This is a genomic window from Pedobacter hiemivivus (genome assembly GCF_005144565.1).
In the GTDB taxonomy this organism is placed as follows: Bacteria; Bacteroidota; Bacteroidia; order Sphingobacteriales; family Sphingobacteriaceae; genus Pedobacter; species Pedobacter hiemivivus.
Genome location: NZ_SWDX01000002.1, coordinates 312588 through 338157, shown reverse-complemented (window position 1 = coordinate 338157; position 25570 = coordinate 312588). Strand labels below are relative to the sequence as shown.

Here is a 25570-nt window from a genome sequence, read left to right as displayed (position 1 = left end):
CTACTCTTTAATCGCTCTCTTTAACTGCTCTTTTTATTCGGCACCGAAGCCATAATAAAAGTTAATTTCCCACCGCCAACAATTTCGCCATGGGTAATATATAAACGATTTAATACTTTTCCATTTAAAAGCACCTGCTTTACATAAACATTTTTAGCACTTTGGTTTTTAGCTTCCACAATAAATTGCTTACCATTTTCGAGGTTTAGGCTTGCATTTAATACCGACGGACTGCCTAACTCATAACGGTCAGAACCCGGTGCCATTGGATAAAAACCAAGTGATGACATCATGTACCAGGCGCTCATTTGTCCGCAATCATCATTTCCACCTAAACCATCAGGCCCGTTATGATATTGTTTACCCAAAATCATCCGTACAGTTTTCTGAGTTTTCCAAGGCTGTGAGGTATAATTGTAAAGGTAAGCCACATGGTGCGCTGGCTCATTTCCGTGTACATAGTTACCAATGATACCTTCTCTCGTAATGTCCTCTGTATGCGCAAAAAAGACATCAGGCAAATCCATTGTAAACAACGAATCTAAATGCGGAACAAATTTTTTATCACCACCCATCAGTTCAATTAATGCCTCAGGGTTTTGAGGAACATACAAACTATAATTCCAGGCATTACCCTCAATAAATCCCTGCCCTTCAGTTTCTAAAACATCAAACTCTTTTCTAAAAGATCCGTCAGATAAGCGTGGTCTCATAAAACCAATCGATGCATCATACACATTTCTCCAGTTTTCAGCACGTTTAATAAAAGCATTGTAAACTTCAGTATTACCTATTTTTTTAGCCAATTGTGCAATACACCAATCGTCATAAGCGTATTCCAGCGTATTAGATACTGCTGTCCGGTTTTTATCTGATGGTACATAACCTTTATCAATATAATCTCCTATACCTTCAAAATTACGTTGATTTGCAGTCGCCACGCAAGCTGCCAAAGCTTTATTTACATCTCCAGTAAAATTGCCCTTAATAATCGCATCCGCAACTACAGATACGCTATGGTAACCACTCATACACCAGGTATCATTTGCCGAGTTAGACCATATAGGCAACATCGGTAAAGCACTTTGATCAAAATGCGCCAGCATAGATTTCACCATATCGTTATTTCTTTGTGGCTGGATGATGTTAAAAAAGGGATGTAAAGTTCTGTAAGTATCCCATAAAGAAAACGTGGTATAATTTGCAAATCCTTTGGCCTGATGTATCTTCTGGTCTAAACCCTTGTACTCATTGTTCAGGTCCATATAAACCGTTGGACTCAAAAAGGCGTGATACATCGCCGTATAAAAATTGATGGCATCTTCCTTTTTCTCTGTTTTCACTTCAATCTTTTGAAGCTCCTTATTCCAAGCCTGCTGACCTTGTTCTTTAACCTGATTAAAATCCCAGCCCGGTATTTCGGCCTTCATATTCATCAAGGCATTGTCGCTGCTCACCGATGAAATCGCAAACTTGATCTTTACCTTTTCCGCCTCTTCCGTATCGAAATTAAAATACATTCTAATTTGCCTCGCAGCCAGCTCCGGGAAGTTTTTGGTCTGGTCAAACTTTGCCCAAAACCCTTTGTAAACCTCTTTTTTAGTAAAATCTTTAGCGCCGTATGACTTAAATGGCTTAGAGAAAGACATCGCAAAATATACCGTTCGGTTTTTTGCCCAGCCATTCGTTTGTCTATAACCAACTACCAAAGAATCATTTACTACCCGAACATAAGTCCATACATTTTTATTGTCGTAGTTATAAAGACCATGCATCAAATCCAATATGATATTGGACGCTGCAGATTTCGGAAAAGTATACTGATGAAAACCAATTCTTGCAGAAGTGGTTAACTCTGCCAAAACACCATCATCATCCAGCTTCACCTTGTAATAATTGGCTTCCGCTACCTCATTCTGGTGACTGAATTTTGAACGGTAACCGTTTTCCGGATGTGTAGCTGTTCCTGGGTTAAGTTGTACCTTTCCAACAGTTGGCATCACTAAAAAATCACCCAAATCCGAATGCCCTGTACCACTGTAATGCGTATGGCTAAAGCCTACAATCGTCGGATCATCATACTGATAACCTGCGCAATACCGATAAACATCCTTATTATACTTTCCATTATCTTCGTAAGAAAGCGTATCGGTATCCGGACTCAATTGTACCATACCAAACGGTACGGTAGCTCCTGGATAAGTATGCCCCATTTTTTGAGTACCAATAATGGGTTTTACGTACTTATATAAGTCATTTTTATTTTGCGCATTTACAACACTTGCGACAGTCCCGATCAAAGCGGTAACAATTAAACATCTGCTAAACTGATTCATTGCAAAGAAGAATTAAGATGGGATTAAATATAGGTCATTTAATTAACCTTTACATTTGTTGACTTATAGGTATGCAATAATTTTTTCTGATCGATCTGCTGAAACGTGATTTTCTTCAATTCTGCGCCATGTACATCATCCATTACAATTGGCAATCTGTAATCCTTCTTTTCTGCTTTCATATTCAGATTCGAGAAATTGATATTTTTCGCATGTCTCACATAAATACCCCAGGCAGGAACTTCTTTAAACATCGAAAACTCAGGATAACCTGCAGACTCTTCCGGAATGCTGTCCAATTTATCCAATGCGATATAAGCCATGTATTTACTACCCGCACCAGGATAAGAAACTTCAAAATTACTGAAGGTTACATCCTCAATGTATTGTCCAGGTAAACCAGCGATAATAATTGGAGAGATATTTCTTGGCATATCTTCAATCGGTCCCTCATAATCATAACCCGCATCCGCTTTACCAATAGGTACATCTGCTACCACATTTTTGATGGATATTCTTTTCATGGTCGACTTTTTACCTGGAATCCGTTCTCCTAATCTTAGAAAGATCACATGACCAGTATTGGTGCTTTTTAAGCCATCCACCACAATATCTTCCAAAAAGCCACCATCAACACTTTGCAAAGCGATAGCCGAGCGATACGTGTTGTAAACCGTATTGTTCAATATTTTAATGTTTCTGAAACCACCTTTGCCAGCTGTACCTAATTTGATTCCGTTTGCACTGGTACGTACAATGTTATTTTCGATCAATACATTGTGACAGAAAAAGCCCTCAGTATGTGATTTCAAACAAATTCCATCATCCGCAGCATCTATTTTATTGTTCGTAATCACCACATTATCACAATCAACAATATCAATACCATCACTATTCCAATAAGCAACGTTGTTTACCGTAATGTTGTCGATCACCATATTTTTGCATCGCTCATAAGTCTGTAACCAACAAGCCGAATTTTGAAGAATCAAGTCTTTGATATTCACATTTACGCAGTTGTAAAAGTAAATCACCATTGGTCGGATGGACTCACGGGTACGATCATATTTCAAAATATCCACAATCAACCCATCATTTGCATAAGCGATAGAATTATTGGCCAATGCCCTACCCTGTCCATCAATCATTCCTTTACCAGTAATGCCTACATTTTCTACATCCCTTGCATGAATAAGCGCAGTATTTCCAATTCTATCGTAATCAAAAGGATTGGTTGAGCCCAATAAAACAGCACCTTCTTCCAGTTGAATCGTAACGTTAGATTTCATATAAATAGAACCTGTCAAATATCTACCCACATAGAAAACCAATCTGCCACCACCGTTTTTGCTGATGTAATCTATCGCAAACTGAATAGAACGGGTATTCATTGTTGAGCCGTCTGATTTGATATGAAAAAATGATGCTTTATAGTCTTTTGCAAAAACAGCGGCAGACTGAATTAGAATTAACAGCATCAGAATCATTTTCTTGTTTTTCATCTTCTTAATATTTTTAAAATAAATTAATAGGGCCAACCAAACCCATGGATTGAAGTGGTTGTTCTTTCTTTTTATTGTTCGACCAATATTGTGCGGTCGTATTTTCTGTTAAAGATTTCATGTAATTCAGCATTACCGTAGTCACTTTAATCTCAATATTATTGGTGCCTTTTTTCAACAGATTTCCGAGTGCATAAGCTCTACGTCCATACCATTGCGTACCTAAATTCTCCCCATTCACAATCAATTCTGCTATGCCAAATACCTGCCCTAAATCTAAATAATGAAGGTTTGCAGGATTAGCTAATGTGATGGTATTTTTGTACGAAACCGTACCAGAAAAATAGGTGTAATCAGGTAAATCTTTTAAATCGCTCAGTTCAGCCAAATCTTGGTTTTTCACGGTCCCATCCATATGAGTAAACTCCGCTTTCCAAGGGGATTTTAAGCCCATCGCATTTGGTGTTACCTCAGGAACTGGATCCCAGTTTTTACCATTTCTATCCTTATTGAAAACAATAATTTTTGAATCAGCAGGACACAGTTTTATTTTTAAACTCCTATCCTTCAAGTCCAGTTTAAAGCGCTCACCAGTTACTGCATCCCAAATCCAAGCTTGTTTTTTATCTGTAATCTCCGGTAAAAACGTAGCGTCTAAATCGATACTGAGATGGGCACTAGCATTGTTAAACAAAAAGATATCTGAGTTTTTCGTTTGATACCGCACCTGGGTAACGAAAGTATTTGGCTTGGCGATTTTAACATATGGCGTTACCTTATACTTTGCTTGAATCGTTTGATACCAGTCTTTAAAATTTGCCGCCGGTTTTGCTAAGAAAATGAATCGATCTGGGTATGCTTTTAATTTTGTCACCCATTGCTTTACTTCTGCATCCTTTTGTTCGTGATTAAACCAACCTAAAGATTGCTCTGGATAAGCTTCTATGCAGAAGATCCGGCCACCTGCTTTCACAAAATCATATAGTTTCTTCGCCGTTTCAGGCAAAATACTTCGTACTTCTATTAAAAATAGCGTGTGGTACTTTCTCGGACCATAGGTCATCCAACCACCTTTAAAATCTGCATCTGCAATTACCTGTTCAGACACATAATCACAAGCATTTCCATTTTGATGAATAGATTCCCAAATCAACTGTTGATAAGGTGGTGTTACACCCCAGGGAAAGGGTTCCATTTGCGCGCCAAACTCTCCCCACATATCAGCAATTGGTGCCATAATCGCTATATCCGCAAAAAAAGTAGCTTGTTGTAATAATGCAGACTGCCTTGCTCTGTAATCCGTATAATGCTTAAAATACGGCCACATGGTATTTTGTTCATTAAAATAACCACCATAGGTGATCCAACCAGGGAAAGCAGCATCCGGTGGGGAGTAATTAAACCCATGAAAAATGGGATGCGTAACTCCTGAAATCGTACTTTGATCGCCCGCTATTTTAAACAACTCCAGCGACTCATTAAATACCATATCTGTATTGGTTAGTTCCTCAGAGCTGATCAGTTTTTTACCTTTCAAATGCGCCGCTGAAGAAACATATTTATTGATCATGGTATTACCACGGCCTAAATGCCATGGATACTTCATGAAATCCCGTTCTGAGATCTCCTCGCCTATACCATATTTCATCCAGGTTTCGCATTCAGGGATATCCATATCAAAGCTGCCCTCTAATGGAAAATGTCCTCTACCATAAGCCTGTGCTCTTGATTTTATTTTGTTTTCAGCACACCATTCCACAAAGCTCTTCGAAAATCTTTCTCTAAAAAGCTCAGCTTTGGTGTATTCAAAATCATACCGCATCCTGTTCAGCATCTTTTTCATTTCCGGACTGATGTTTACGGTATAATATAGGTCAATCGTGTTCCCCATCCTACCCGTTTTGAAGAGTATAAATGGCAAGTATGGATACAGATCATAGCCTCTTCGTTTTTTAAACTCGACCATCATGTCAGTCGACCAATTGGCGCCTTCCATTTCTAAACTATCGACAAAAAAGGAACGTACATCTGGTGCTAATGGGCCAATTCGGGTTTGAATGGTGCCCGTAATTTTATTGAGGTAATTTTTGACAGCCTTTTCATTAAAATGATTCAGTACCGGTCCAGCCCCACCGGGTGCACCTTGTATCACTTTCATAAAACCATCTATTTTCACTAAACCATAAACGGCAAAATTCCCTTTCGGCAAGTCAATTTTCACCCCATCATTTACGACTTGATTGGTAATATTTTTCACCTGGTCCATACTCGTCAAAGGATCTGGAACAATACTTAGTCCCAAAAGCTCCATTTTACGCCCGGTATAAGGACTCAAAGTTGCGGGATCAGCTTCTTTAAAAATATCAAATAAGGAGATTTCAGTTTTTAAAGGACCTACCAGTTTTTTCACAGCTACCACCACTACTTGAGCACGGTCTTCATCAGCTAAAAAACCAGCCCCAAAAGGGAATCCTGTGCCCGCTAAAAGATCACAAGTCATGCCCAGTTTTTTCGCTTCGGTCAACGTGAACTTCAATAAGTCTATCCACTCCTCACTTAGCCAATCTACAGATGGGATGCCCATATCATCCGTATTGGATGGAAAGGAAATTGGATTGATTTCTACCCCACCAATTCCTGCTTCTTTTAACAGTTTAAGCTCTCTCGCCAACTCCGTTCTTTCTATCTTGTTCCCATTCCACCACCAGCGCACAAATGGCCTGTAACCGATGGATGGGTTCTTAAAGAGCTGGTATAAATCCGCATCGGTATCATCTATCAGCGTATTTACTACTGACTTAGAAAAAGCATTATTCTTTAACATCAATAAGCTGGCAACAGAAAAAATAGCACTTTGCTGTAAAAATGTTTTCCTCTTCATAGTTCCTATTTTAGCTGTACCGCTTTTGTAAAAAGTCTTTCATCCATAAATTGATTCGCCATTGTTCATCACTTAGAGACATTGTCCTATTCCCCTTTACCATGTAAGGCACTGGTCCAAACTCCGGAGTAATCGTGATCGGCATTTTATTTATTCTCATTTGGTTCACCCATTTGTCCCAAATCTGAACGTGGGCTGCTAAAGCCTCCTCATATTCGGCATTTGCCGGATCCCAAACTTGCGAACTTTGTGTACTCCCTACCCTTGCATGAATGTGGCGGGCATGTGCGATGGCATTATCTACCGCAGCTTGCTGATCTTTCAGATAACTTTCAGAAACACAAAACCAATGAGAAACATCCAGCGTTAATTTTAAATCCGGATTCTTTGCTAATATTGGCGCTACATTATGTGCCGCATACGACCATTTATTACGGTGCGTTTCTTGATTGATTGGCGTTTGATATTGATCCTCAATCTGATTACAAACCGCCAGGCAGGCTTGTATTTCATCCGCGTTAAAGTATTCTCTACCGATTTGAGCACTAAAAAATAAGGGCGCTTTAGATTCTGTTCTCATCTCCATCAATTGACTCAATTCCTGCTTAAGATTTTCCAGGTATTGCTCCAAATTGGCATAAGGTTTAATCACCGTCATTACAATAGCAAAATCCAAATCATAATCCTTCAACAAATCCAATACCTCTTGCACATCACAGGTTTCTCCATAAGGGAACCATTCAATACCAGCATAATTGGCTTCTTTTACGCGTTTCAAAAAAACAGGCCAGGGAATATCTTCAAAACCCCAACGCGGACACAAAAACTTTAGGGATAAATCCATTCTTTACGATTTATAAATCAGTGGGTTTTGTTCGTCATTATTCAGCAAGTCGCCAACTTTAAGCGTACTCAGATAGGGCTCAGGTAAAATATTAGGTTCACCATTAAATGTATTTCCATCTGGCATATAAGCACAAGTCATGGCTCTTCTATATCCACTACTCATATTGGCGCCTGCACCATGTATGGTCAATCCATTATGGAAAGAGCAACTTCCAGCTTTCATAGCGGCCGACACTGAAGCTACCTGAGCAAATTGCGGGTAAGCTTCAAAAATGCCATCCATATTTTTCCCTATTCCCTTATTTACAAAAGTTGTTTGTTTAAATGATGCCGGAATAAAGTATAAGCAACCATTTTCTAAGGTCGCATCATCCAGGGCTACCCAAATCGATAAAGCTTTTCTATCAGAGAAAGACCAAAATGGGGTATCTAAATGCCAAGATGTTGGATTTGCCCAAGGACGTTTAAATAGGGCCTGATCGTGCCATATTCTGATCCCACTGGCACCAGAAAGCTGTGCAGCCATTTTACCAATACGCTCATCCAACATAATCTCTTTTACCTTATCATTGGTTTGCCAAAGATTTAGCAGTTGATCAAAAACTTTGGAAAAATATTCAGCGTCCTTATTGATCCCATCATCCATCCCAACTTTACCTTCTTTTCCAGGCATTTTTACACCATTTCTGTCCTTTACCGCTTCCGTAACTGCTTCCCGCCATTGCGTTAACTCTTCAGCTGATAAAAAATCTTCGATGACAATAAATCCATTAGTTTGAAAAAACTGAATCTGCTCTGTACTTAATTCACATTTCATTTTCTTGGTTGTTTAGGTTTAAAAATCTTTGTTCTGATGTTAAATGCTTACACTACTTTGATCATCCAAAAACAAGATTGCATTTTTGTGATTTCTTAAATGAGTAGAAGGAAATCTATCGCTAATATCCTCATTTAAGGTATGGTAAACGGCCTGGGCCTTTTTCTCAGTAGGCACAGTACAAAAAGCATAAGGCGCTTTAAGCAAAGCAGGCAGGGTTAGCGTTAAAGCATGCGTAGGTACTTCATTGATCGTGGTAAAACAGCCATCATTAACTTGTTGGTTGCGACACTGTTGATCCAAATCCACACGCTTCACAAAATAAGGATCATTAATCGCAGCTACATGCGGATCGTTAAATGCCAAATGCGTATTTTCTCCAATGCCTAAGCATACAATATCCGTTTCAAACTCATTTAACAATGCGGTATAGCGCGTACACTCAGCCTCAAAATCAGCTTCATTTCCGTTGATATAATTTACCGTGTTAAAAGGCGCTAAATCAAATAAACGTGCTTTGATAAAGTTACCAAATCCTTGCGGCGCATCTGCAGCCAGGTTTACGTACTCATCCATGTGGAAAGCATTGAGTCTAGACCAATCGATGTCTTTTTTCAGCAATTCCTCAAAAAATTCATTCTGAGAAGGGGCTGCACCAAATATGATATTAACGAAGGGTTGTGTGCTCAATAATATGTTTATGCGTTCTGCAACAGCCGTAGCAACCGCTGCTCCCATCAGGTTTCTGTTCTCAAAAACCTTCACGGTTAATTTATCTTTTATAAATTCTTTCATCTAAATCTTTCTTTAAGTTATACAAAATCTGCTGAGGAATAGACTACTGTCCCATTAATCATGGTCGTTTTGATGTTGATGTTTTCATCAAAAATTAACACATCAGCATCTTTGCCTACAGTTAGCGTTCCTTTTGTATTTTCAACACCCATGATCGTAGCTGGTGTTCTAGACATCATCCTAACTGCTTCTACCAATGGGATATCAGCCATCTGAACCATCGTTCTTACCAATCGGTCTGTCGTAGCCACACTTCCTGCAAAAGAAGATCTGTCGGCCATAATTGCAACTCCATTTTCGATAATCACTTTCAATCCAGTGTCCTTATTTCCGAGGATACTCTCCCCTTCTGGCATTCCTGCCCCACGCATGGCATCTGTAATTAGCGCAATGCGATCAGGTCCTTTAATTTTATAAACCAGTTTCAATAATGGTGCTGGCAAATGAATCCCATCCGCAATGATCTCTACGTCCATCGCATCAATTAAAAAAGCACTTTCAATCACGCCTGCATAGCGATACGTATTTCGTCTGGTTACGCCAGACATAGCCGAATACAGGTGCGTGGCCAGACTATAGCCATTTTCTACCGCCTCTAAAACCTCTTCATAAATGGCATCCGTATGGGCAATAGCTGCAATAATTCCATGCGATTTCAAGTATTTACCCATTTCAATAGCACCCGGTAATTCAGGGGCAACACTCCAGCGTTTAATTGCCTCAGCACCGTAGGCAATTACTTCTTTATACTCCTCCAGATCAGGGTTTCTGATGTACCTTGGATCTTGCGCGCCACTCTGACTAAGCGCAAAATAAGGCCCCTCTAAGTGCATGCCTATAAACTGTGCACCTTTGGTATTTTTAGCATTTGTACTTTTATAAAGATCTATTGCTTTTAACAGATCTTCTTTGGCACAGGTTAATGTTGTGGGCGCCATTGCGGTGGTCCCGTAAGTAGCATGAATTTCAGCAATTTTCAGATAGGCCTCTTCCGTTGCGTCCATAAAATCATGCCCGCCACCACCATGAATATGAATATCGATAAAGCCCGGAGAAACATAATTCCCCTTTGCATCGATCAGCTCATAATCTGCTGCTTCGATATCTCCCTCTTCTATTGCTTCTATTTGATGACCATTAATTAATAGCGTACCGTTTTTAATGATGCGATAAGGTGTGATGATCTGGCCATTAATTATTTTAACTTTCTTCATATGTAGATTTTATATTTTGAGATCAACAGCTTAACCAAATGCTAATGATCCAAAGAACTCAGGTAAATGAAAATCAGGACTTTCGGCCTCTATTTCATTCCAACTGTAAAAGTGTGGTTGCGGTAAATCATCACCACACTTAAAAAAATTGCCAAAGCCCCTTTGTTGGCTTAGCGTTTTTAAATTACTAAATGCAAATACCACTATCGGAATCATTAATGTGATTTCCCATACATATTTGCGCCTACTATTTTCTGCTGCCGTTTTAATAACAGCATGTGTTTTTATCCTTTTCACCAACTCCTTTGGCAAGAAATCTCTATTTGATCTTCCTTTTCCGTAAGCGATTAAACATACGCCAACGCAATTCACCTCGATATTGTAATAAGACTTATCCGCTCCAAACGACACAAAAAATTCCACACAATTATCTTTGTGCACTGCCCCATTTAATTCAGTTGTGGCCACCTTAATTACATCCTCAGTTACCACATATTTTAACATTAGGAAATCATTGCTATGTGCAATGCTAAAATTGGCTTGCAAATCACTATTGAATTCAGGCCATGGCTGCTGAGCGATTCGGTTTTTTGGTAAAGCATCTAATAAAGTCGAGACTTTTTCAATGTCATCATTGGCTGTATATTGATCCAGGAACGGTACAAATAAATTTCTCATTTAATAGGCTTAAAACCTTTTTTTACTAGCCTATGCGGCAATTTTTATGTTAAAAAATATAAATCTTGTAATTAAAACAGGCTGTATCATTAATCTGGTCGTCATGACAATCTTTTTGTCTAGTCGGTCGTCATGACGACCGGATTAATGATACCCCCTATTTTCAGGTATTAATTATAGCCCAAGTTTTGACCCAATTTCGCATCCTTATTTAAGTCAATCTCAGTCTGCGGAATAGGTAAAAGCACATTGTAAGGCTTAATGGTTGTATTTTCCTTAATGTTTAGTCGCGTTACCCTATCGAGTAAAGTTCCCGTTCTCACCAAAGTCATTCTTCTATTTTCCTCACCAATCAATTCTCTTACGCGTTCGTCTAAAATAAAATTCAACGTAATGTCAGCTGCTGATACCTGTGCTGCATTTGCTCTGGTTCTTAATTTATTGATACTGATGGCAGCACCACCTGGGTTGTTTTGTTTGAATTGCGCTTCTGCCAATAACAAATAAGTTTCCCCCAAACGCATCATAATTAAATCTTTAAAAGCTCCATTTCCAGTAGGATCTGTAGCGATAAAATGATTCCATTTTGTAGTGTAAGGAACAATACTCCATAAAGTATCAGCCGGAGTTGGAACTACTTTTTTCCCGAATAAAGCTGGTTTACTAGGATCGTTGTAGTAGAAGTCACGGCGAAGATTGTATTTAGAATTACGCATATCATTAGCTCCCGACCCTGTGTATGCGCTTTTGATCACCCAAGGACTTAAGCGTAAACGGCCCACACCACGTCCACCTAATGAATCGCAAACCAACATTCCCGAAACGTTACCATAAAAAGGTACCCAAACTCTACGGTGTTGATCCAAATTCGTCGCACCACCAGGTATATTGAATTCTAATTCCTGCACCCAAATGGCTTCGGTATTTCCCTGACGACGGCGTTGATTACCAGTAATAAACATATCTGAGAAAGGATCACCTGGCTCAGTTTTTTTAACTCCGTATCTGGTATCCACTAACTTGAAGTTACCGGCAATAACCGCCAGACATTGTGCCTCTGCCAAATCATTTTTACCCTGTCTCAAATACACTTCTGCAAACAATTGCGAAGCAGCCTCTTTACTGATACGACCTGGTTTAGAAACCTGATCTATAGCAGGTAAATTAACCGTAGCGTATAAAAGGTCATCATTGATCAATTTGTTCAAATCGGCTACGCTAGCACGGGTAAAATCTGTTTTAGGCTCATCATATGGACGATCGAGCAATGGAACTTCTCCCCATAAAGTAACCAGGAAATTATAGGCATAAGCTCTAAAAAAACGGGCCTCTGCAGTATATAATTTACGTTGAGCATCAGTTAACGTGGCTGTAGGATCTGCGGTACCTCTCAAAATTTGATTGGCATTGGTAATCACTCTGTAAGACCAGGTCCAGTAGTATAGGGCTGATGGATCTACAGGCAAAAGCCTTGAATAATCATGATAAGGAATTAATTCAGGATTTTCCTGGCCACTAATTGCTACATCCGTTCCTACTTGAAAAACAGCGAGTAGCGACTGGTGGTTCTGAATGGTATATTGCTCCCTAACAGTTGCCTGTAGACCTGCAATTCCGGCCTCTAAACCAGCAACATTTTTAAAACTCGTAGATGGCGAATAACTAGAGTCAGATTTTTCATCTAAAAAACTCTTACTACAAGAAATTAAGCCAACACTTGCAATAAATATGAATGATAAAAGAATATGCTTTTTCATAATTTTATTTTTAAAGATTAACGTAATGTTATGTTTAAACCAACGACAACGCTAGTCACTAATGGGTATACTCCGTAGGTTAGCGGTTGGTTAGCCAATCCTGCTTGTATAGCTGGGGTTGCATTCACACTCAACTCAGGATCTGTTCCAATCCAATTGGTAACGGTATGTAGGTTACGACCGCTAGCAAACACCGACAAACTGCCTAACTTTAACTGCTCTGCAACTTTAGTAGATAAATTGTAGCTAAGTGTAATGTCCTTTATTCTCCAATAGTTCTGTTTTGTTGGATAAGCATACAAACGTGGGTTCGAATAAGTTAAAGAAGGCGCCTCATTATTGTTGTTTGTTGGTGTCCAATAGCTAAGTTCTCTTGGTATATTTACACGACCGCCATAAGTTTGCAGGTTTAGTAATGGATTATTGATCAAGGATCCCTGAGAAGTTTGAACGAAAACACTCAGACCAAAATTTTTGTATTTAAAATTATTGATCATACCACCTGTCCATTTAGGCAAGCTGTTACCCAGGTAAGACTTATCCGCTTCCGTAATTTTTTTATCGCCATTAAGATCTGCAAACTTTAAGTCTCCAGGCTTCGCTGTTGGGTCAACATTTGAAGGATCTTCACCTGTTTGCCAAACGCCTTCTAGCTTATAATCATATATAGCGTACAATGATTTACCAATAAACCATTTGTTACCTATATCATCTAGGTTATCGCCATACAAGGAAACAATTTTATTTCTGCTGGCCGAAAAGTTAAAATTCGTAGACCAGGTAAAATTGTCATTTTTAATGTTTACTGTATTTAAAGTAAATTCTATCCCTTTGTTCGCTACTTTACCTAAGTTGTCAAAGATGCTTGGAAAACCAATGATGGCAGGTAACCTACGTCTCAATAAAACATCGTTAGTTTCGGTTTTATAAACTTCTACAGTACCCGAAATCCTACTGCCAAATAAAGAGAAGTCAACGGCTAAGTTCGTTCCAGTAGTGCTTTCCCAATTTAGTTTAGTATTTCCTAATACGCCATTAACAAGTGCAGAGCTAGATACTAATCCTGTAGTAGTTACCCCATTGTAGATATACTTGGTGACTCCTTGCGTGGTAATCGTCTGATAAGCACTGATCGCTTGATTTCCAGATTTCCCATACGAAGCTCTCAACTTGATGTTATCAATCTGTGATACATTTTTTAAGAAACTCTCATTAGAAATGTTCCAACCTAAAGCAATGGAAGGAAAGGTACCATACTTACTTGTTGCTGATCCAAAAGCCGAAAATCCATCCCTTCTCACAGTGGCTGTAATTAAATATTTACTCTTATAAGAATAATTTAAACGGCCCATTTGAGAAACCATGGCCTCTCTGGAATAGAGGGAAGTAGGTACAACTGCACCTGCTGCACCAATGTTATTGAAGGATAAATCATCATTTACAAATGTGGTCCCTCTAACATTTAATCTCGTATATATCTTCTCTTGTGCACCATACAACGCGGTTACATCGAAATGATGGTCATTCCAATCTTTATTGTAAGAAAGGATGTGTTCTAACAACCAGCCTTCAGTTTCTTCTTTTTGTACACTTGCAGTTCCCGAGAATGTATCACCTGCATCGGGGCCGGAGTAAAAATCGTCCTTAGTAGGCTGAAAAGTATAATTTCCATTAAACCTATACTTTAATCCTTTAATAAAAGCTGGCTTAACTTCGGCATAAAAAGTACCATTCAAGTTTTTGTCACGATTGTTTACATCTTGATTTAAACCCAGCAATGGGTTTCTGAAAAGAGTTTCACCAAACATAGGAAAAATCGTATAATCCCCATTTGGCTCACGTAAACGTCCATAAGGGCTCATCTGCAACGCACTACTGTAAGTTACCGTTCCCCCATCCGCATTACTGTTGGCGAAAAATAACGAAGTACCTGCCGTTAACCATGAGGTAACTGTTGCATCCAAATTGGAGCGTACAGAAGCACGAGTAAATTGATAGCCTTTTAATACCCCCTTTTGCTTCTGATAAGCACCAGACACAAAGTATTTAATCTTTTCTGTACCCCCTGAGATGCTCAAGTTATGATCTTGAATACTACCAGATTGAGAGATTTCTTTTAACCAATCTACTGTAGTACCGGTATTATAATTGGCAATTTCATATTGGTTAGGTACTGGCGGATTGGCAACTGGTCGATTACTTTGTCTTAAAAATTCTAAATATTTCTCCGCATACTCTGGTCCACTTAAGGGGTGTAAATTTTTGATCTGATACTCAGGTCCTCCATAAACACTGTATCTAATCGTAGGCTCTCCGGTTTTTCCTCTTTTTGTCGTGATTAAGATTACACCACTAGAACCACGTGTTCCATAAATAGCTACTGCTGATGCATCCTTAAGAATCTCAATAGAAGCGATATCATTAGGGTTAATGTCATTCATAGAGCCACCCAAATTACTAAATGGCACTCCATCAATAACTGTCAGTGGGCCAGTACCCGCATTGATAGAGTTCACCCCTCTAACCAATACCGTTGGCGAACTACCAGGTACAGATGAGGGTGACGAAACATTTAATCCTGCTGTGGTACCTTGAATGGCAGATAGCACGTTGGTAACTGGCAAACCAGCTAATCTTTCCTTTGGCACTGAAGTTACCGATCCGGTGATATCCGAACGTTTTTGCGTACCGTAACCCACGACCACCACCTCGTTCATTTGATATTTACCTTCATCAATTGACATGGTTACATTGATGACAGATTTGTTCCCCACACTGATGCTTTGTTGAACATAGCCTACATAGCTAAACACTAAAGTAGCACCTTCGGGTGCATTGAGTTGATATTCACCAGAAGCATTGGTTTTAGTACCAATCTTGCTGTCCTTAACCGTAACAGTAACGCCCGACAATGCGGAACCGCCTTCGCCCTTTACTGTACCTTTAATTAATATATCCTTAGCATTGTTAATGTTTATGTGCTTAACTTTTGTTTCCTTAACAAATTTCTCCGAAGCCGCATTTACGCTTGAAGAGAGTATTAAAACAGAAGTACATAAAAGTGCGTGCTTTAATAGTTGTTTTTTCATTCTTTTGAGTTAAAATTTTTAATAATTACAGGGATAAAATCCCCGGACTGGTTTCATCTTACTACTAATTTTAATTTGTTTCCCTCTTCATATCTTGTTTGGTTTAGGTTTAGGTATGCTTGTTTATATTTGGTTGTATTTGAAAGCTTTTTTTGAATAGGCTAGGAGTTGACTTTGCTCATCAGTTCCGACTCTTGCATACTGTTCTTTTTAAATGTGGGTAACCAGCGTTTGATCAGATGTCCGTAGAAAGCATAGAACACCAGGTAGAGGTAACAAGGGAATAATATCCAGTAGGCGGTCCTTACATCATACAAATCGGCTACATGGCCATATATCAATGGAAAAATCGCACTTCCACAGAGTGCCATAATCAACATGGATGCCCCCACCTTTGTAAAGCGACCCAGGTTATTTAAAGCCAAAGGCCAGATCCCTGCCCAAACCAATGAATTGGCTAAGCCCAACAACACGATAAACCAGATGGAGATATCTATCGAATGACCTAAAATGGTATAGGTACCGGAACTGTAAATAATTAAAAGCGTTAATAGGGCGCCCAAAAGGGTGCAAAAGCGCAGAACATTGACTTGTGAAATGTATTTTGGGATCAGGATGATGCCTAAGCCATAGCCTATAATGGTGGTAAACAACGTATAAGAAGGGAAAACTTTCGCTTCCATAATCGGCATCCCCATTACACTTGCATAACCAATGATTGTATCAATGGCAATTACTTGTGTACCTACATGAAAGAATATGGCTAAAACGCCCAGTATTAAATAGGGAAAATCAAACAGACTTTTTTTATCGGCATTGATGATGGACAGCTCTTCATTCTCCTGCTCGGTATCGATCTCCGGCAGCGGAGAAAAACGGATCAATATACCAAGGGTAGCCAACACGATGCCCAAAACACCATATGGAAGGATTACCCTTCTAATTAACTCGTCTAAAACTACGCCTCTTTCAGTCGCCCCCATTAAAGGCAATTGCTTTAACATTTCGTTATCTGCAACCTTAAATATCACATGAGCAAATATGAGTGGAGCCAAAATACCAGCCCCTTTATTACATATGCCCATAAAGCTAATGCGCTTTGCGGCTTTCTCTATGGGACCTAAAATGGTGATGTAAGGATTCGCAGCAGTTTGCAATATGGCTAAACCAGATCCTATAGTAAATAGGCCAACCAGAAACACTTCATAGGTCCTACTCAGTGCAGCTGGGATAAATATAAATACCCCTATTGCCATTACCCATAGGCCATACATAATCCCTTTTTTAAACCCTACCCGCTTCAACAAATAAGAAGAAGGCAACGACATGATAAAATAAGATATATAAAAGGCAAAGGCTACGAGGTAGGATTGAAAATTACTCAGTTCGCAAGCGATTTTGAAGTAAGGAATTAAGATTGCATTGATCCAGGTGATGAAACCAAAGACGAAAAATAAGCCTCCCAGAATAAACATGGAAATTAACGTCTCTCTTGAACTAAGTGAATTTACTTTTACTGATCCCATCTGTTTTTTTTATTTAAACATCGCAATTAAATCATTAATAAAAAGGGCTATCACTATTACGTTAACGTACCCGTAAATAATTTAAAAAAATTCGCCTTGATTATTTTTTAATTAAAGCGAATTTCAATACTCTTAACAACCTGCCTATATTTGGTTCGTCGAACGTGTTAACGTTAACGTACACGAATATATAAACTTTTTAATTAAACCAAAACTTTTATTGTTTTTTTTCTTCTTTTCCAATTGCGCACACAGGGTGTGCGCAATTGGAAAAGGTCGACTTGGCAGAGACTTTCAACTACCTGATCGGAATTTTCATAAATTTGCGCCTTTTAAAACCTGTAATTCTTTTGATGATCAAATCTATTAGACGGCAACATGCCAAATTGATCGGCAGCAACGCTGACACTACGCTACAGGCCAGGATATTTCATGAAGTAAGTGTGATTGCTATGATCGGTCTTCCTTTGGCATTACTGGTAAATTTGGTCATAAAGGTTCCATTGGTCAATGTCGCACTTTCAACGGCCTGGATTGTCACTTTAGCGATGTACATCAATTCCCGGTATTTTGGAAGGTTGCGGCTTAGTTTCATCCTATTTAGCGCCGGCACTAACGTCTTGATGGTATTTAATTACTTCATTAATTCAGGCATACACGGTCCTACATTAATACTTTACCTCCTCTCACTGGTTTTTACATTGTCGGTAATGCCGACCCGACAGTATCTATTTTGGATGCTAATGAATGTGAGTTTTGTTGGTGGGCTATTGCTGTTTGAGTATTATAACAATGAATTTGTCAAAGTCTCTTATACAAAACGTAGTGATTTGTTCCTAGACACAGCGACTACTTACATCTCTGTAGTCGTGTGTATAGGTGCGGTACTTTCTTACCTGATCAACAGTTATCAGCGGGAAAAGAATAATGCGCTGACAGCTTCCCTAGCTTTAAAAGAAGCCAACGATTCTAAGACCAGGTTATTGTCTATTTTATCTCATGACTTGCGTTCTCCACTCAACTCCATCGCCATTTTTTTAGAGATGCTTAACGAATATGATTTGTCGCCAGAGGAACGCCGCTTTCTGGAAAACAACTTGCTCAATGAGACAAAAAATACGCAGGTGATGTTGCAGAATTTACTGAACTGGACAAAATCGCAAATGGACGGAGGCATCAGCGTAAACATGGTGAGACTGAACTTATCTAACGTCGTATCTTCCTGTCTGCTTGTGCAGCAAGCAGCCGCGGATATAAAAGCTGTAGCGATCGTTGCAAATATTGACCCATCCATTGAGCTGACTGCAGACCTGGATATGCTTAAGTTGGTGATCAGGAACCTGGTAAATAACGCAGTAAAGTTTACCCTTTCCGGGGGAGAAATTCAGCTATACAGTTCTTATGATTCCGGCTACGTCAAGTTACACATCATGGATAATGGCGTGGGTATCCCTATAGCAATGCAGGGAGATCTTTTTAAGCTGAATGCAGTATCAACTTATGGCACAAACAACGAAAAAGGTATTGGGCTTGGCCTGAACTTGTGCAAAGAGTATACGGAGATGCAGAAAGGCCGGATCAGCTTTAATAGTATACCTGGCAAAGGAACGACCTTTACATTGGAATTTGCTGATGATAGCAAACAAGAGACTAACGTTCAAGAGACAAACCTCGTAAAAAACCAATAGCAACCTAGCATTCCTATTAATAGGATAATATAAACCCAGAAGTTTAACGGTTCAGTCTTTTTCACTATTGTTTCCTGCTTAGCCAGTTGTTTCTCCTCTGCTTTCAATTTATCAGTTTTCGCTACATTCACTTGCTCCCTGATATTTTGAATCTGATAAAACCCACTATCATTCCAGTACGTAAAGATCTGCGTTTCTTTATTTGCAGTTTTAAAAAGCAGCTGACTCGATTCCAGCTGCTTTTCCGATGATTGCTTATCTATAGTAGTCGTTTTACTTGTCTTATTAAATAAAGCGCAACCAAATAAGCACCCTACAATAGCAATAAATATTCTCTTCATTTTCTATGTTTTTTTAAGCCAATCCGCAAAACAATACACGCTCCTCTTATGTCTCATTCTCCGATAAACCCCATCCCCTTCCCTGCTTCCATTTAAATTCGTATTTCCTTCGATCGAATAAACCCAGTCATTCCTTACCTCTTCGACGATGCCGCAATGACCAACTCGCTTCAAATGCTCAAAATAGATCCCCAACACCATTCCAGCCACCGGATTCTTGGCAAGCCGATCAGTGGGAAAAAGCGAAGGACTCCAGGCTGTGCGCGGTTGCGAATACCCAGCTTGCCCAAAGCACCAGGAAACAAACGACGCACACCATGGCGCTTTTTTAAGTCCCACATACGCATTGTATTGGTCCACCCGGGGACCAGCGTTTTCCGCAGATTCCCGAACGCCAATTTCTTTTTTAGCTGTTTCGATGACAGTTCTTGTGTCTCCATCAGTTATACGATTGCCGTCAGCACCCCAACTGCTGCCAACAACAGCAAAGCAAATGATGCCCAATAAAATCCTAATTGTTGCCATAACGCTAATTTTTTAAAAGATAAAACCATCTCAGTTAATAAAGGCAATCCTAAAGCCATCCAAAAACTTTGTAACAGCCACCAACATAAACCTGTCACGATCAGAAAGCAGATCAGGCTCATTAAGATCAACAACCAGATGTTTGGATCAATAACACCCATCATAGGATCCCAATTCATAATCACACGCTGTAACAGCGGCCACAGCAATAAGCATAAGCCAAATAATAGATAAGGCATATAGTTTCTCCTGGAAACATCATCCTTTGTTATTTTTAAAATGTTCATCCTATTTTGTTTTAAGAAATGTTAAGAAAATCAGGCTGTATCGTTAATCCGGACTAACGATACAGCCTATTCATTTAGGTCATAGCAACAATCATGATCTTTCCTACATACTTGCTGTTCGATACCAGTCCTTTTTTATCTATCGAACTAAAGTTGATGTAGCCATGCACATAATCTTCACCAAATTCTGGCGGTAGCTGTAATTTAAAGACCCCTGCAGAGCGGGGAGCAGCCCCCATTAGGCTAACAAATTCACCCTTTGCGGGGTTGTACACCAGCAAATTGGCCATATCTGTTGCAGCTCTATACTTGTTATCATCGCTATCTGCATTAGTACTCCATTCAAAATCCACTTTACCCTCCACTGTGGCTGCGAGGTTCATTTCAGCGGGCAACTTCAATTTACCACGAGCAAACATTACTTTTGTGTAATCCATCTCAAGCACTGATCCAACAGTTGTAACAGCTTCTTTTAAGTGGTAGGAAACTGCTTCGTTCATAGGTGATTTTGATGCAGATCTGTTGCCATAGAACAATTCTATAAAGTCACTAAATGAACTTAAGAAGCCTGTAACCAGGCCAAAACTGGAACGTTGAGTAGCCTGTACCTTGGTAGCAGGCTTATTGCTAATCCTAGGCAAGGCCCGGATTACATTTAGGTCTCTAAAAAAGGCACCCACAACGGTACCGACCTTTTTTCGGAATCCGCCGAGGATCCCATGTCTGATAATTCCCATTTTAAAAAAATTAAGGTTTAAAAATCTATTAGTTATGTTGTCCGATATCAGCAATCCTGCAGTATCACCTTTCACAAACAACAGCACAAATAAACTACAAAAGACATCGCTTGTCCAGTTGGGGGGAGTTGGGAACTCCCCCCTCTAAATTTGGCAAAAAAGGCTTTTAAACCTATGTCAGCGGCGCGTTCTTTTCTTTGGAATTTCTGTTATCGCCCGGCTTTTGACTTCATAATCTTTTATATGATTGATCAATTCGGCCATCATCACTACATTGGGGTCCTCATTCCCAATCATCAATGCCTTTAACCTTCCAGGACTGTAGTTGGTTCGATAAGTAGGATCAGACATCCTGGTTTCCCCAGTTACCATCAGCTTCAATAGCTCATAAATCACCCGCTGTGAAGTCAGTAAAATTCTATTGAAATTAACATAGCGATCACGAACTTTTGGATGGAGGAGATAAAACATAAACCGCCAATGTAGCTCCCAACCCTTTTCCGTAGCCCATTCATCTTCCAAGACTACGTCATCGTCTAACGAATTCACTAATCCATAAGGGTTCAGCACTTCAAACTGAATATAATCGGCAAGCTCCGAAGCAAATTTTACATGAGGCTCGTCAAGGATACGTAACAAATCCAAATCCTCTACCAGATCAACATGGATAGGGTCAATCAGCATTTTAAGGCTCTTCAATTCTCCCGAAAGTGCGATACGCTTTCCTGAAACAATAATCCCCATGATTACCCCACAAATCGCTATGTATCCCATCTTTTTTATCATCGCTCCGCTGTATGCTATACTATTTGAATTCTTCATTGAGTTGTTTTAACATTTTTGATAAAATGGACTTTAGGGTAATTGCCGTATTCCTGACCACCTGCCTGTACTTATTCTCAATGCTCTTTAGGGACAAATCTCCTTCTCCGGCACCTGGTGTACGAAAATTTCTGGAGATGAAAAGTATCAATTCATTTTTAGAACAGGTTGTAACCTCTGCCATCGTCAGCAATCTGAAAAAATAAGCGAGGGCATCTACAGAAATCGACACTGACACTCTGCTCCTCGGTGCTACAGGATCAACGACTTTATTTTCATTGACCATTCGATATTTTCTATCCATTATGTTCAATTCCGAATTCACGTATTGCAGTAACACCTCTTTCACTTTAGGCTGTTTCGGCTCAAACTTCAAAAATTCAGGATAATTAAACAGGATAGTCAATTCTCGTTGGTGCCGATACAAACAATCGTACTGGTCTCTGATTTCATAATTTCCGGCTATATCCTCCTCTATACAACTTTTACAATAAGCAATAAAACCGGAGGTATTGAAGTTTGCAGCTACCAATAAGTGCCACAAGGGAACATTAATATTTTCGTAACCCCCAGTACAAAGTTTCATAATGTATTGCTGCAATTTTTCGAGATAACTGACCTGATGCCAGGTGCCAGTTCCATTTTTCAATAGATTGCTCATTTTACTGATTACGATTGCTTGCAGCGTTTTATGAGCATGGTACCTTGTCATTGCAGTCACCATTAATGCAATCCCATTTTCTATTTTTTGCGCGGCCTCATGGTATAAAATGATCGGCATTGAGACATTCAGATCCAGGTATTTACGGTAGTTTTGACGATGAGATTCAAAGACAACCAACACACAGTTCAAAACCATTTCATACAATTGTTCCATCTCTCTCCTGCGATCTGAATAGTCATACAAAGCATTCAGCATTAAGGTACATTCCATACAAAAATGATTTAAATGTCTGATCACCAATCTATCGGGCAAAGAGCCAAAAACGGTCTGCCTTGTAAAGTGAATGATTTCGTCATTAATTTCGGGTAGGGCCGCTATCCATCGCTCAATTTCTTCGTTACTCATGGCAGCAGTCCTTGGAGACATACGCTCCAGCACTAGTTTCTGAAGCGTCATATCTGGTGGCCTTCTCATGGTTCGATCCTCCCCAGGTAAATACTGTTCGCTATTTTTTTTCTATTGAGCGAGAGCACTGAAACATACACATCCAGCGCTTTCCCAACCAACTCGCCATCAAACTGAAAACTGCATTTTTTAGTTGCCCGTTTAATCCCACCAATAAAACCATCTGTCATCGCCAACTCCCGACTATATAGAACCAGCATAATTTGGTCATCAAAAGAAGTGAACCGACGCTTAGTGTCGATCCAATGTAGTTCCAACGTATCCGAAGCTGTAAATGCTATAGTAGGTTCTTCTAAGCCTGGTAAATCACCAATACTGAGTACCACTTTAGCATAATCAATTTCGAAATCTGGATAAGTCCCCATAATAGCCTGACTATAATTTATGGCAAAGGCAATGCTTATTGCCGGTTTATCCAAAGGCATATTTTGAAAACCAGTGATAATGTAAGGATGAAATGGAATCATCCAAAGGTTACCGAATCTAAATTTCCCCTCATTAGCATGCTGTGCGGGTGATACTTTCCTTTTTTTCTTTTTTTTCTTCTTTGGTCTCAAACGTACATAAGGTACTACACCCTTCCATACTGCACCTACTACCGGTCCAACTATTCCTGTAATTGGCCCTAATATTCCTTTTGGTAATCTCGCCATATTATCGATTCATTTTCAATTATTAAACTCTTAAAAACAGTTTTACTATTAGTTAATTCCATCGTCAACACATCAGCCTACTTCAAATGGCCGTTTCATACCTACCTCTTTAGTACCTCAGCCCTACCTTGTAGGTGTAGACACCTAGCAGGTACCTATGATGTACCTAGAAGGTACCTAGAAAGTACCTGTTTGTCTTAGGCGCTGAGCAAGCCACAGGTGGAGAGTTCCCGGAGATGAACTTCACACAACATTCCCTTTTCATACCTCTGATTTTTAGTGGTTTATAATATTTCGAAGCAATATATGTCACCAAAAAATTCAAGATGTCGTAAAATGTCGTTTTATGCCGCAGACTGTCGTTCTTGGTCGCAATAGGTCGTTTCACTATACGATCTTATCCTACTTTTTATTAAGTACTTATATAATTAATCAACAAAACCATCTAATTATGATAAATGAGGCATGCAAACGATTGCTTAATCTCTATGCATTGCATAATTATTTGCATAACAATAGAATATTTATTATTTTTAAGCAATAAATTAGTCATTAACCAACTGCCAGTTGGGTTCCGTATGGGTTTGTTGATCTGTACGCTAAGCGCCACTTAACCTGTTGCGGTTTTAACCAAACCATAGCATGCAACGATTATGCATTTATCCCAAAGAAGCGGCAAGCTTACTAAAAGTAGGTGAGCGACAGGCGCAACGGATTTTTAAATCTATCCGCAAAGAAATCAACAAGAAAAAACGCCAGTTTATTACGGTAAAAGAATTCAGTGAATATAAAGGCGTTGACGAACTCGATGTACTCAATGCATTGAATAAACTTTACAATTAACCTATCCCTATATTCATTATGCAACCGCTTATCACGCTCCAATTTATTTCCGCGCTGTTCAAAACTATCAACGCTGATCCACTACCTTATTTTACGACAATCCCTTTAAGAGGGGCAATTACAAGCCTATTTTCGTTGTCCGAAAACAGGATATTTGTACAATCATTAAGCAATTACCTGGTTCATTTAGAGCTATTTGAATTTAGCCTTTTTAAAGACTTCACTTTTGATACACTGATCCATAAATCATCTTTCTTTATGTTTGTCATGCATGATGGTCAATCTGTTCTTTCGGATCAGCTGGGTAATCCCGTCTCAGAAACTATGGGAAATAGTTGTGCTTTAAGCTATCTCCGAGCGGGTAAATACAATTGGCAATTTTCGGCCGGCGACCATAAAATGATACTCTTAACTTTTAGAGATGATTATTACATTCGCAAACTTAATGAGGTACCGCAATTTAAACCTTTAGCAGATGTCTATCAATCACCAACAGTCTCATACCTTACACTACCCCACTGTACGATTGCCAAAAGTATTTTCAACCTAATAAAAAAACAACTCACTAAAAAACAATCGGTTAAAAATACCAAAAGCTTAAAAGCTGACGTAGAAATCAGTCTTATTATTGAAAATATCCTGAGCAAATATCAGAACAGCTTAATTGCAAAACAATATGATACCAATAGCATAAACAAACAAAAAATAGCCCAAATTACCAGATTTATTCATCAAAATTATACGGATGAAGTAGTAGATGATTTAGTTGAACTGGCCAATAAATTCAATATGTCAAGGAGCAGTTTTATACGCCTGATCAAGAAGGAATTTCAAATGTCGCCGAATGAATATATTCTAAAACTTAAAATGACTAAAGCGATGGTGAGGCTTACAACGACTAGTAAGTTAGTTAAGGAGATTGCTACAGAGCTTGGTTACCCTGATCCATTATATTTTAGCAGGGTATTTAAGAAATATCATAAAATCACTCCGAGGGAGGTTGATCGTATTTGTCCGTAGATTTTACCGCTATGACATGGACAATCGTTCCAATATGACTATAAATTAGCTTAGTATTTTGGAATGATTGTCCATTTTAATTCA

21 protein-coding genes are annotated in these 25570 nt (G+C 39.1%); 3 read left to right on the top strand and 18 right to left on the bottom strand.

Going from position 1 to position 25570, the window contains the following annotated elements; genetic code table 11:
• Window positions 1-20: 20 nt before the first annotated feature.
• The 11 genes from FBD94_RS05110 to FBD94_RS05060 form a co-directional block, all read right to left on the bottom strand.
• Window positions 21-2336 (bottom strand): GH92 family glycosyl hydrolase, encoded by a 2316-nt coding sequence (locus FBD94_RS05110; RefSeq protein ID WP_131606612.1) that lies wholly within the window; start codon window positions 2334-2336, stop codon window positions 21-23.
• Window positions 2337-2374: 38 nt separating this feature from the next.
• Window positions 2375-3838 carry a glycoside hydrolase family 28 protein gene (locus tag FBD94_RS05105; RefSeq protein ID WP_136879358.1) on the bottom strand — a complete coding sequence of 488 codons (1464 nt, stop codon included), beginning with the start codon at window positions 3836-3838 and terminating at the stop codon, window positions 2375-2377.
• Between the two features lie 13 nt (window positions 3839-3851).
• Entirely contained in the window at window positions 3852-6719 is a 2868-nt protein-coding gene (locus FBD94_RS05100) for a glycosyl hydrolase (RefSeq protein ID WP_136879357.1), read from the bottom strand.
• A 10-nt stretch (window positions 6720-6729) separates the two neighbouring features.
• Window positions 6730-7563 carry a sugar phosphate isomerase/epimerase gene (locus FBD94_RS05095; protein WP_131606618.1) on the bottom strand — a complete coding sequence of 278 codons (834 nt, stop codon included), beginning with the start codon at window positions 7561-7563 and terminating at the stop codon, window positions 6730-6732.
• Window positions 7564-7566: 3 nt separating this feature from the next.
• Complete coding sequence (locus FBD94_RS05090; RefSeq protein WP_131606620.1) at window positions 7567-8382, bottom strand: phytanoyl-CoA dioxygenase family protein; 816 nt, start codon at window positions 8380-8382, stop codon at window positions 7567-7569.
• 39 nt (window positions 8383-8421) lie between these two features.
• On the bottom strand, window positions 8422-9177 hold the full coding sequence (locus FBD94_RS05085; protein ID WP_136879356.1) for a 6-phosphogluconolactonase: 756 nt from the start codon (window positions 9175-9177) through the stop codon (window positions 8422-8424).
• Window positions 9178-9194: 17 nt separating this feature from the next.
• Window positions 9195-10391, bottom strand: a complete 1197-nt coding sequence (gene nagA, locus FBD94_RS05080; RefSeq protein WP_131606624.1) for an N-acetylglucosamine-6-phosphate deacetylase — start codon at window positions 10389-10391, stop codon at window positions 9195-9197.
• Window positions 10392-10421: 30 nt separating this feature from the next.
• The gene (locus FBD94_RS05075; RefSeq protein ID WP_131606626.1) at window positions 10422-11069 is read right to left on the bottom strand and encodes a carbohydrate-binding family 9-like protein; all 648 of its coding nucleotides are present in this window, start codon (window positions 11067-11069) and stop codon (window positions 10422-10424) included.
• Window positions 11070-11239: 170 nt separating this feature from the next.
• Window positions 11240-12826, bottom strand: a complete 1587-nt coding sequence (locus FBD94_RS05070; RefSeq protein ID WP_131606628.1) for a RagB/SusD family nutrient uptake outer membrane protein — start codon at window positions 12824-12826, stop codon at window positions 11240-11242.
• A gap of 17 nt (window positions 12827-12843) precedes the next feature.
• Complete coding sequence (locus FBD94_RS05065; RefSeq protein ID WP_136879355.1) at window positions 12844-15915, bottom strand: SusC/RagA family TonB-linked outer membrane protein; 3072 nt, start codon at window positions 15913-15915, stop codon at window positions 12844-12846.
• A gap of 161 nt (window positions 15916-16076) precedes the next feature.
• Window positions 16077-17441 (bottom strand): sugar MFS transporter, encoded by a 1365-nt coding sequence (locus FBD94_RS05060; protein ID WP_136879354.1) that lies wholly within the window; start codon window positions 17439-17441, stop codon window positions 16077-16079.
• Window positions 17442-17794: 353 nt separating this feature from the next.
• On the opposite strand from FBD94_RS05060, the gene FBD94_RS05055 reads away from it, so the two are divergent.
• Window positions 17795-19129, top strand: a complete 1335-nt coding sequence (locus FBD94_RS05055) for a sensor histidine kinase (protein ID WP_136879353.1) — start codon at window positions 17795-17797, stop codon at window positions 19127-19129.
• Here FBD94_RS05055 and FBD94_RS05050 read toward each other — a convergent pair.
• From FBD94_RS05050 to FBD94_RS05020, 7 genes are all read right to left on the bottom strand, one after another.
• Complete coding sequence (locus FBD94_RS05050; protein WP_131606636.1) at window positions 19099-19470, bottom strand: hypothetical protein; 372 nt, start codon at window positions 19468-19470, stop codon at window positions 19099-19101. The genes FBD94_RS05055 and FBD94_RS05050 overlap by 31 nt on opposite strands.
• Before the next feature lie 3 nt (window positions 19471-19473).
• Window positions 19474-19995 (bottom strand): CHAP domain-containing protein, encoded by a 522-nt coding sequence (locus FBD94_RS05045; protein ID WP_136879352.1) that lies wholly within the window; start codon window positions 19993-19995, stop codon window positions 19474-19476.
• The gene (locus FBD94_RS05040) at window positions 19914-20282 is read right to left on the bottom strand and encodes a hypothetical protein (RefSeq protein ID WP_136879351.1); all 369 of its coding nucleotides are present in this window, start codon (window positions 20280-20282) and stop codon (window positions 19914-19916) included. Before FBD94_RS05040 ends, FBD94_RS05045 begins: the two co-directional genes overlap by 82 nt.
• 74 nt (window positions 20283-20356) lie before the next feature.
• The gene (locus FBD94_RS05035; protein WP_131606642.1) at window positions 20357-21019 is read right to left on the bottom strand and encodes a DUF6266 family protein; all 663 of its coding nucleotides are present in this window, start codon (window positions 21017-21019) and stop codon (window positions 20357-20359) included.
• 177 nt (window positions 21020-21196) lie between these two features.
• Window positions 21197-21841 carry a hypothetical protein gene (locus tag FBD94_RS05030; RefSeq protein WP_136879350.1) on the bottom strand — a complete coding sequence of 215 codons (645 nt, stop codon included), beginning with the start codon at window positions 21839-21841 and terminating at the stop codon, window positions 21197-21199.
• Window positions 21825-22979, bottom strand: a complete 1155-nt coding sequence (locus FBD94_RS05025) for a hypothetical protein (protein WP_136879349.1) — start codon at window positions 22977-22979, stop codon at window positions 21825-21827. The genes FBD94_RS05030 and FBD94_RS05025 overlap by 17 nt, the downstream gene beginning before the upstream one ends.
• Window positions 22976-23623 carry a DUF6266 family protein gene (locus FBD94_RS05020; RefSeq protein WP_136879348.1) on the bottom strand — a complete coding sequence of 216 codons (648 nt, stop codon included), beginning with the start codon at window positions 23621-23623 and terminating at the stop codon, window positions 22976-22978. Before FBD94_RS05020 ends, FBD94_RS05025 begins: the two co-directional genes overlap by 4 nt.
• Window positions 23624-24265: 642 nt before the next feature.
• Between FBD94_RS05020 and FBD94_RS05015 the strand changes: the two genes are divergently transcribed.
• Together FBD94_RS05015 and FBD94_RS05010 are read left to right on the top strand one after the other, a co-directional pair.
• Window positions 24266-24466 (top strand): hypothetical protein, encoded by a 201-nt coding sequence (locus tag FBD94_RS05015; protein ID WP_136879347.1) that lies wholly within the window; start codon window positions 24266-24268, stop codon window positions 24464-24466.
• A gap of 18 nt (window positions 24467-24484) precedes the next feature.
• A complete protein-coding gene (locus FBD94_RS05010) occupies window positions 24485-25486 on the top strand; it encodes an AraC family transcriptional regulator (protein WP_136879346.1) in 1002 nt (333 codons plus the stop codon).
• Window positions 25487-25570 lie beyond the last annotated feature (84 nt).

Coding starts and splice junctions, on each gene's coding strand:
- FBD94_RS05110 (WP_131606612.1), bottom strand. CDS start 2,336: ATGAATCAGTTTAGCAGATGTTTAATTGTTACCGCTTTGATCGGGACT.
- FBD94_RS05105 (WP_136879358.1), bottom strand. CDS start 3,838: ATGAAAAACAAGAAAATGATTCTGATGCTGTTAATTCTAATTCAGTCT.
- FBD94_RS05100 (WP_136879357.1), bottom strand. CDS start 6,719: ATGAAGAGGAAAACATTTTTACAGCAAAGTGCTATTTTTTCTGTTGCC.
- FBD94_RS05095 (WP_131606618.1), bottom strand. CDS start 7,563: ATGGATTTATCCCTAAAGTTTTTGTGTCCGCGTTGGGGTTTTGAAGAT.
- FBD94_RS05090 (WP_131606620.1), bottom strand. CDS start 8,382: ATGAAATGTGAATTAAGTACAGAGCAGATTCAGTTTTTTCAAACTAAT.
- FBD94_RS05085 (WP_136879356.1), bottom strand. CDS start 9,177: ATGAAAGAATTTATAAAAGATAAATTAACCGTGAAGGTTTTTGAGAAC.
- nagA (WP_131606624.1), bottom strand. CDS start 10,391: ATGAAGAAAGTTAAAATAATTAATGGCCAGATCATCACACCTTATCGC.
- FBD94_RS05075 (WP_131606626.1), bottom strand. CDS start 11,069: ATGAGAAATTTATTTGTACCGTTCCTGGATCAATATACAGCCAATGAT.
- FBD94_RS05070 (WP_131606628.1), bottom strand. CDS start 12,826: ATGAAAAAGCATATTCTTTTATCATTCATATTTATTGCAAGTGTTGGC.
- FBD94_RS05065 (WP_136879355.1), bottom strand. CDS start 15,915: ATGAAAAAACAACTATTAAAGCACGCACTTTTATGTACTTCTGTTTTA.
- FBD94_RS05060 (WP_136879354.1), bottom strand. CDS start 17,441: ATGGGATCAGTAAAAGTAAATTCACTTAGTTCAAGAGAGACGTTAATT.
- FBD94_RS05055 (WP_136879353.1), top strand. CDS start 17,795: ATGATCAAATCTATTAGACGGCAACATGCCAAATTGATCGGCAGCAAC.
- FBD94_RS05050 (WP_131606636.1), bottom strand. CDS start 19,470: ATGAAGAGAATATTTATTGCTATTGTAGGGTGCTTATTTGGTTGCGCT.
- FBD94_RS05045 (WP_136879352.1), bottom strand. CDS start 19,995: ATGGCAACAATTAGGATTTTATTGGGCATCATTTGCTTTGCTGTTGTT.
- FBD94_RS05040 (WP_136879351.1), bottom strand. CDS start 20,282: ATGAACATTTTAAAAATAACAAAGGATGATGTTTCCAGGAGAAACTAT.
- FBD94_RS05035 (WP_131606642.1), bottom strand. CDS start 21,019: ATGGGAATTATCAGACATGGGATCCTCGGCGGATTCCGAAAAAAGGTC.
- FBD94_RS05030 (WP_136879350.1), bottom strand. CDS start 21,841: ATGAAGAATTCAAATAGTATAGCATACAGCGGAGCGATGATAAAAAAG.
- FBD94_RS05025 (WP_136879349.1), bottom strand. CDS start 22,979: ATGAGAAGGCCACCAGATATGACGCTTCAGAAACTAGTGCTGGAGCGT.
- FBD94_RS05020 (WP_136879348.1), bottom strand. CDS start 23,623: ATGGCGAGATTACCAAAAGGAATATTAGGGCCAATTACAGGAATAGTT.
- FBD94_RS05015 (WP_136879347.1), top strand. CDS start 24,266: ATGCAACGATTATGCATTTATCCCAAAGAAGCGGCAAGCTTACTAAAA.
- FBD94_RS05010 (WP_136879346.1), top strand. CDS start 24,485: ATGCAACCGCTTATCACGCTCCAATTTATTTCCGCGCTGTTCAAAACT.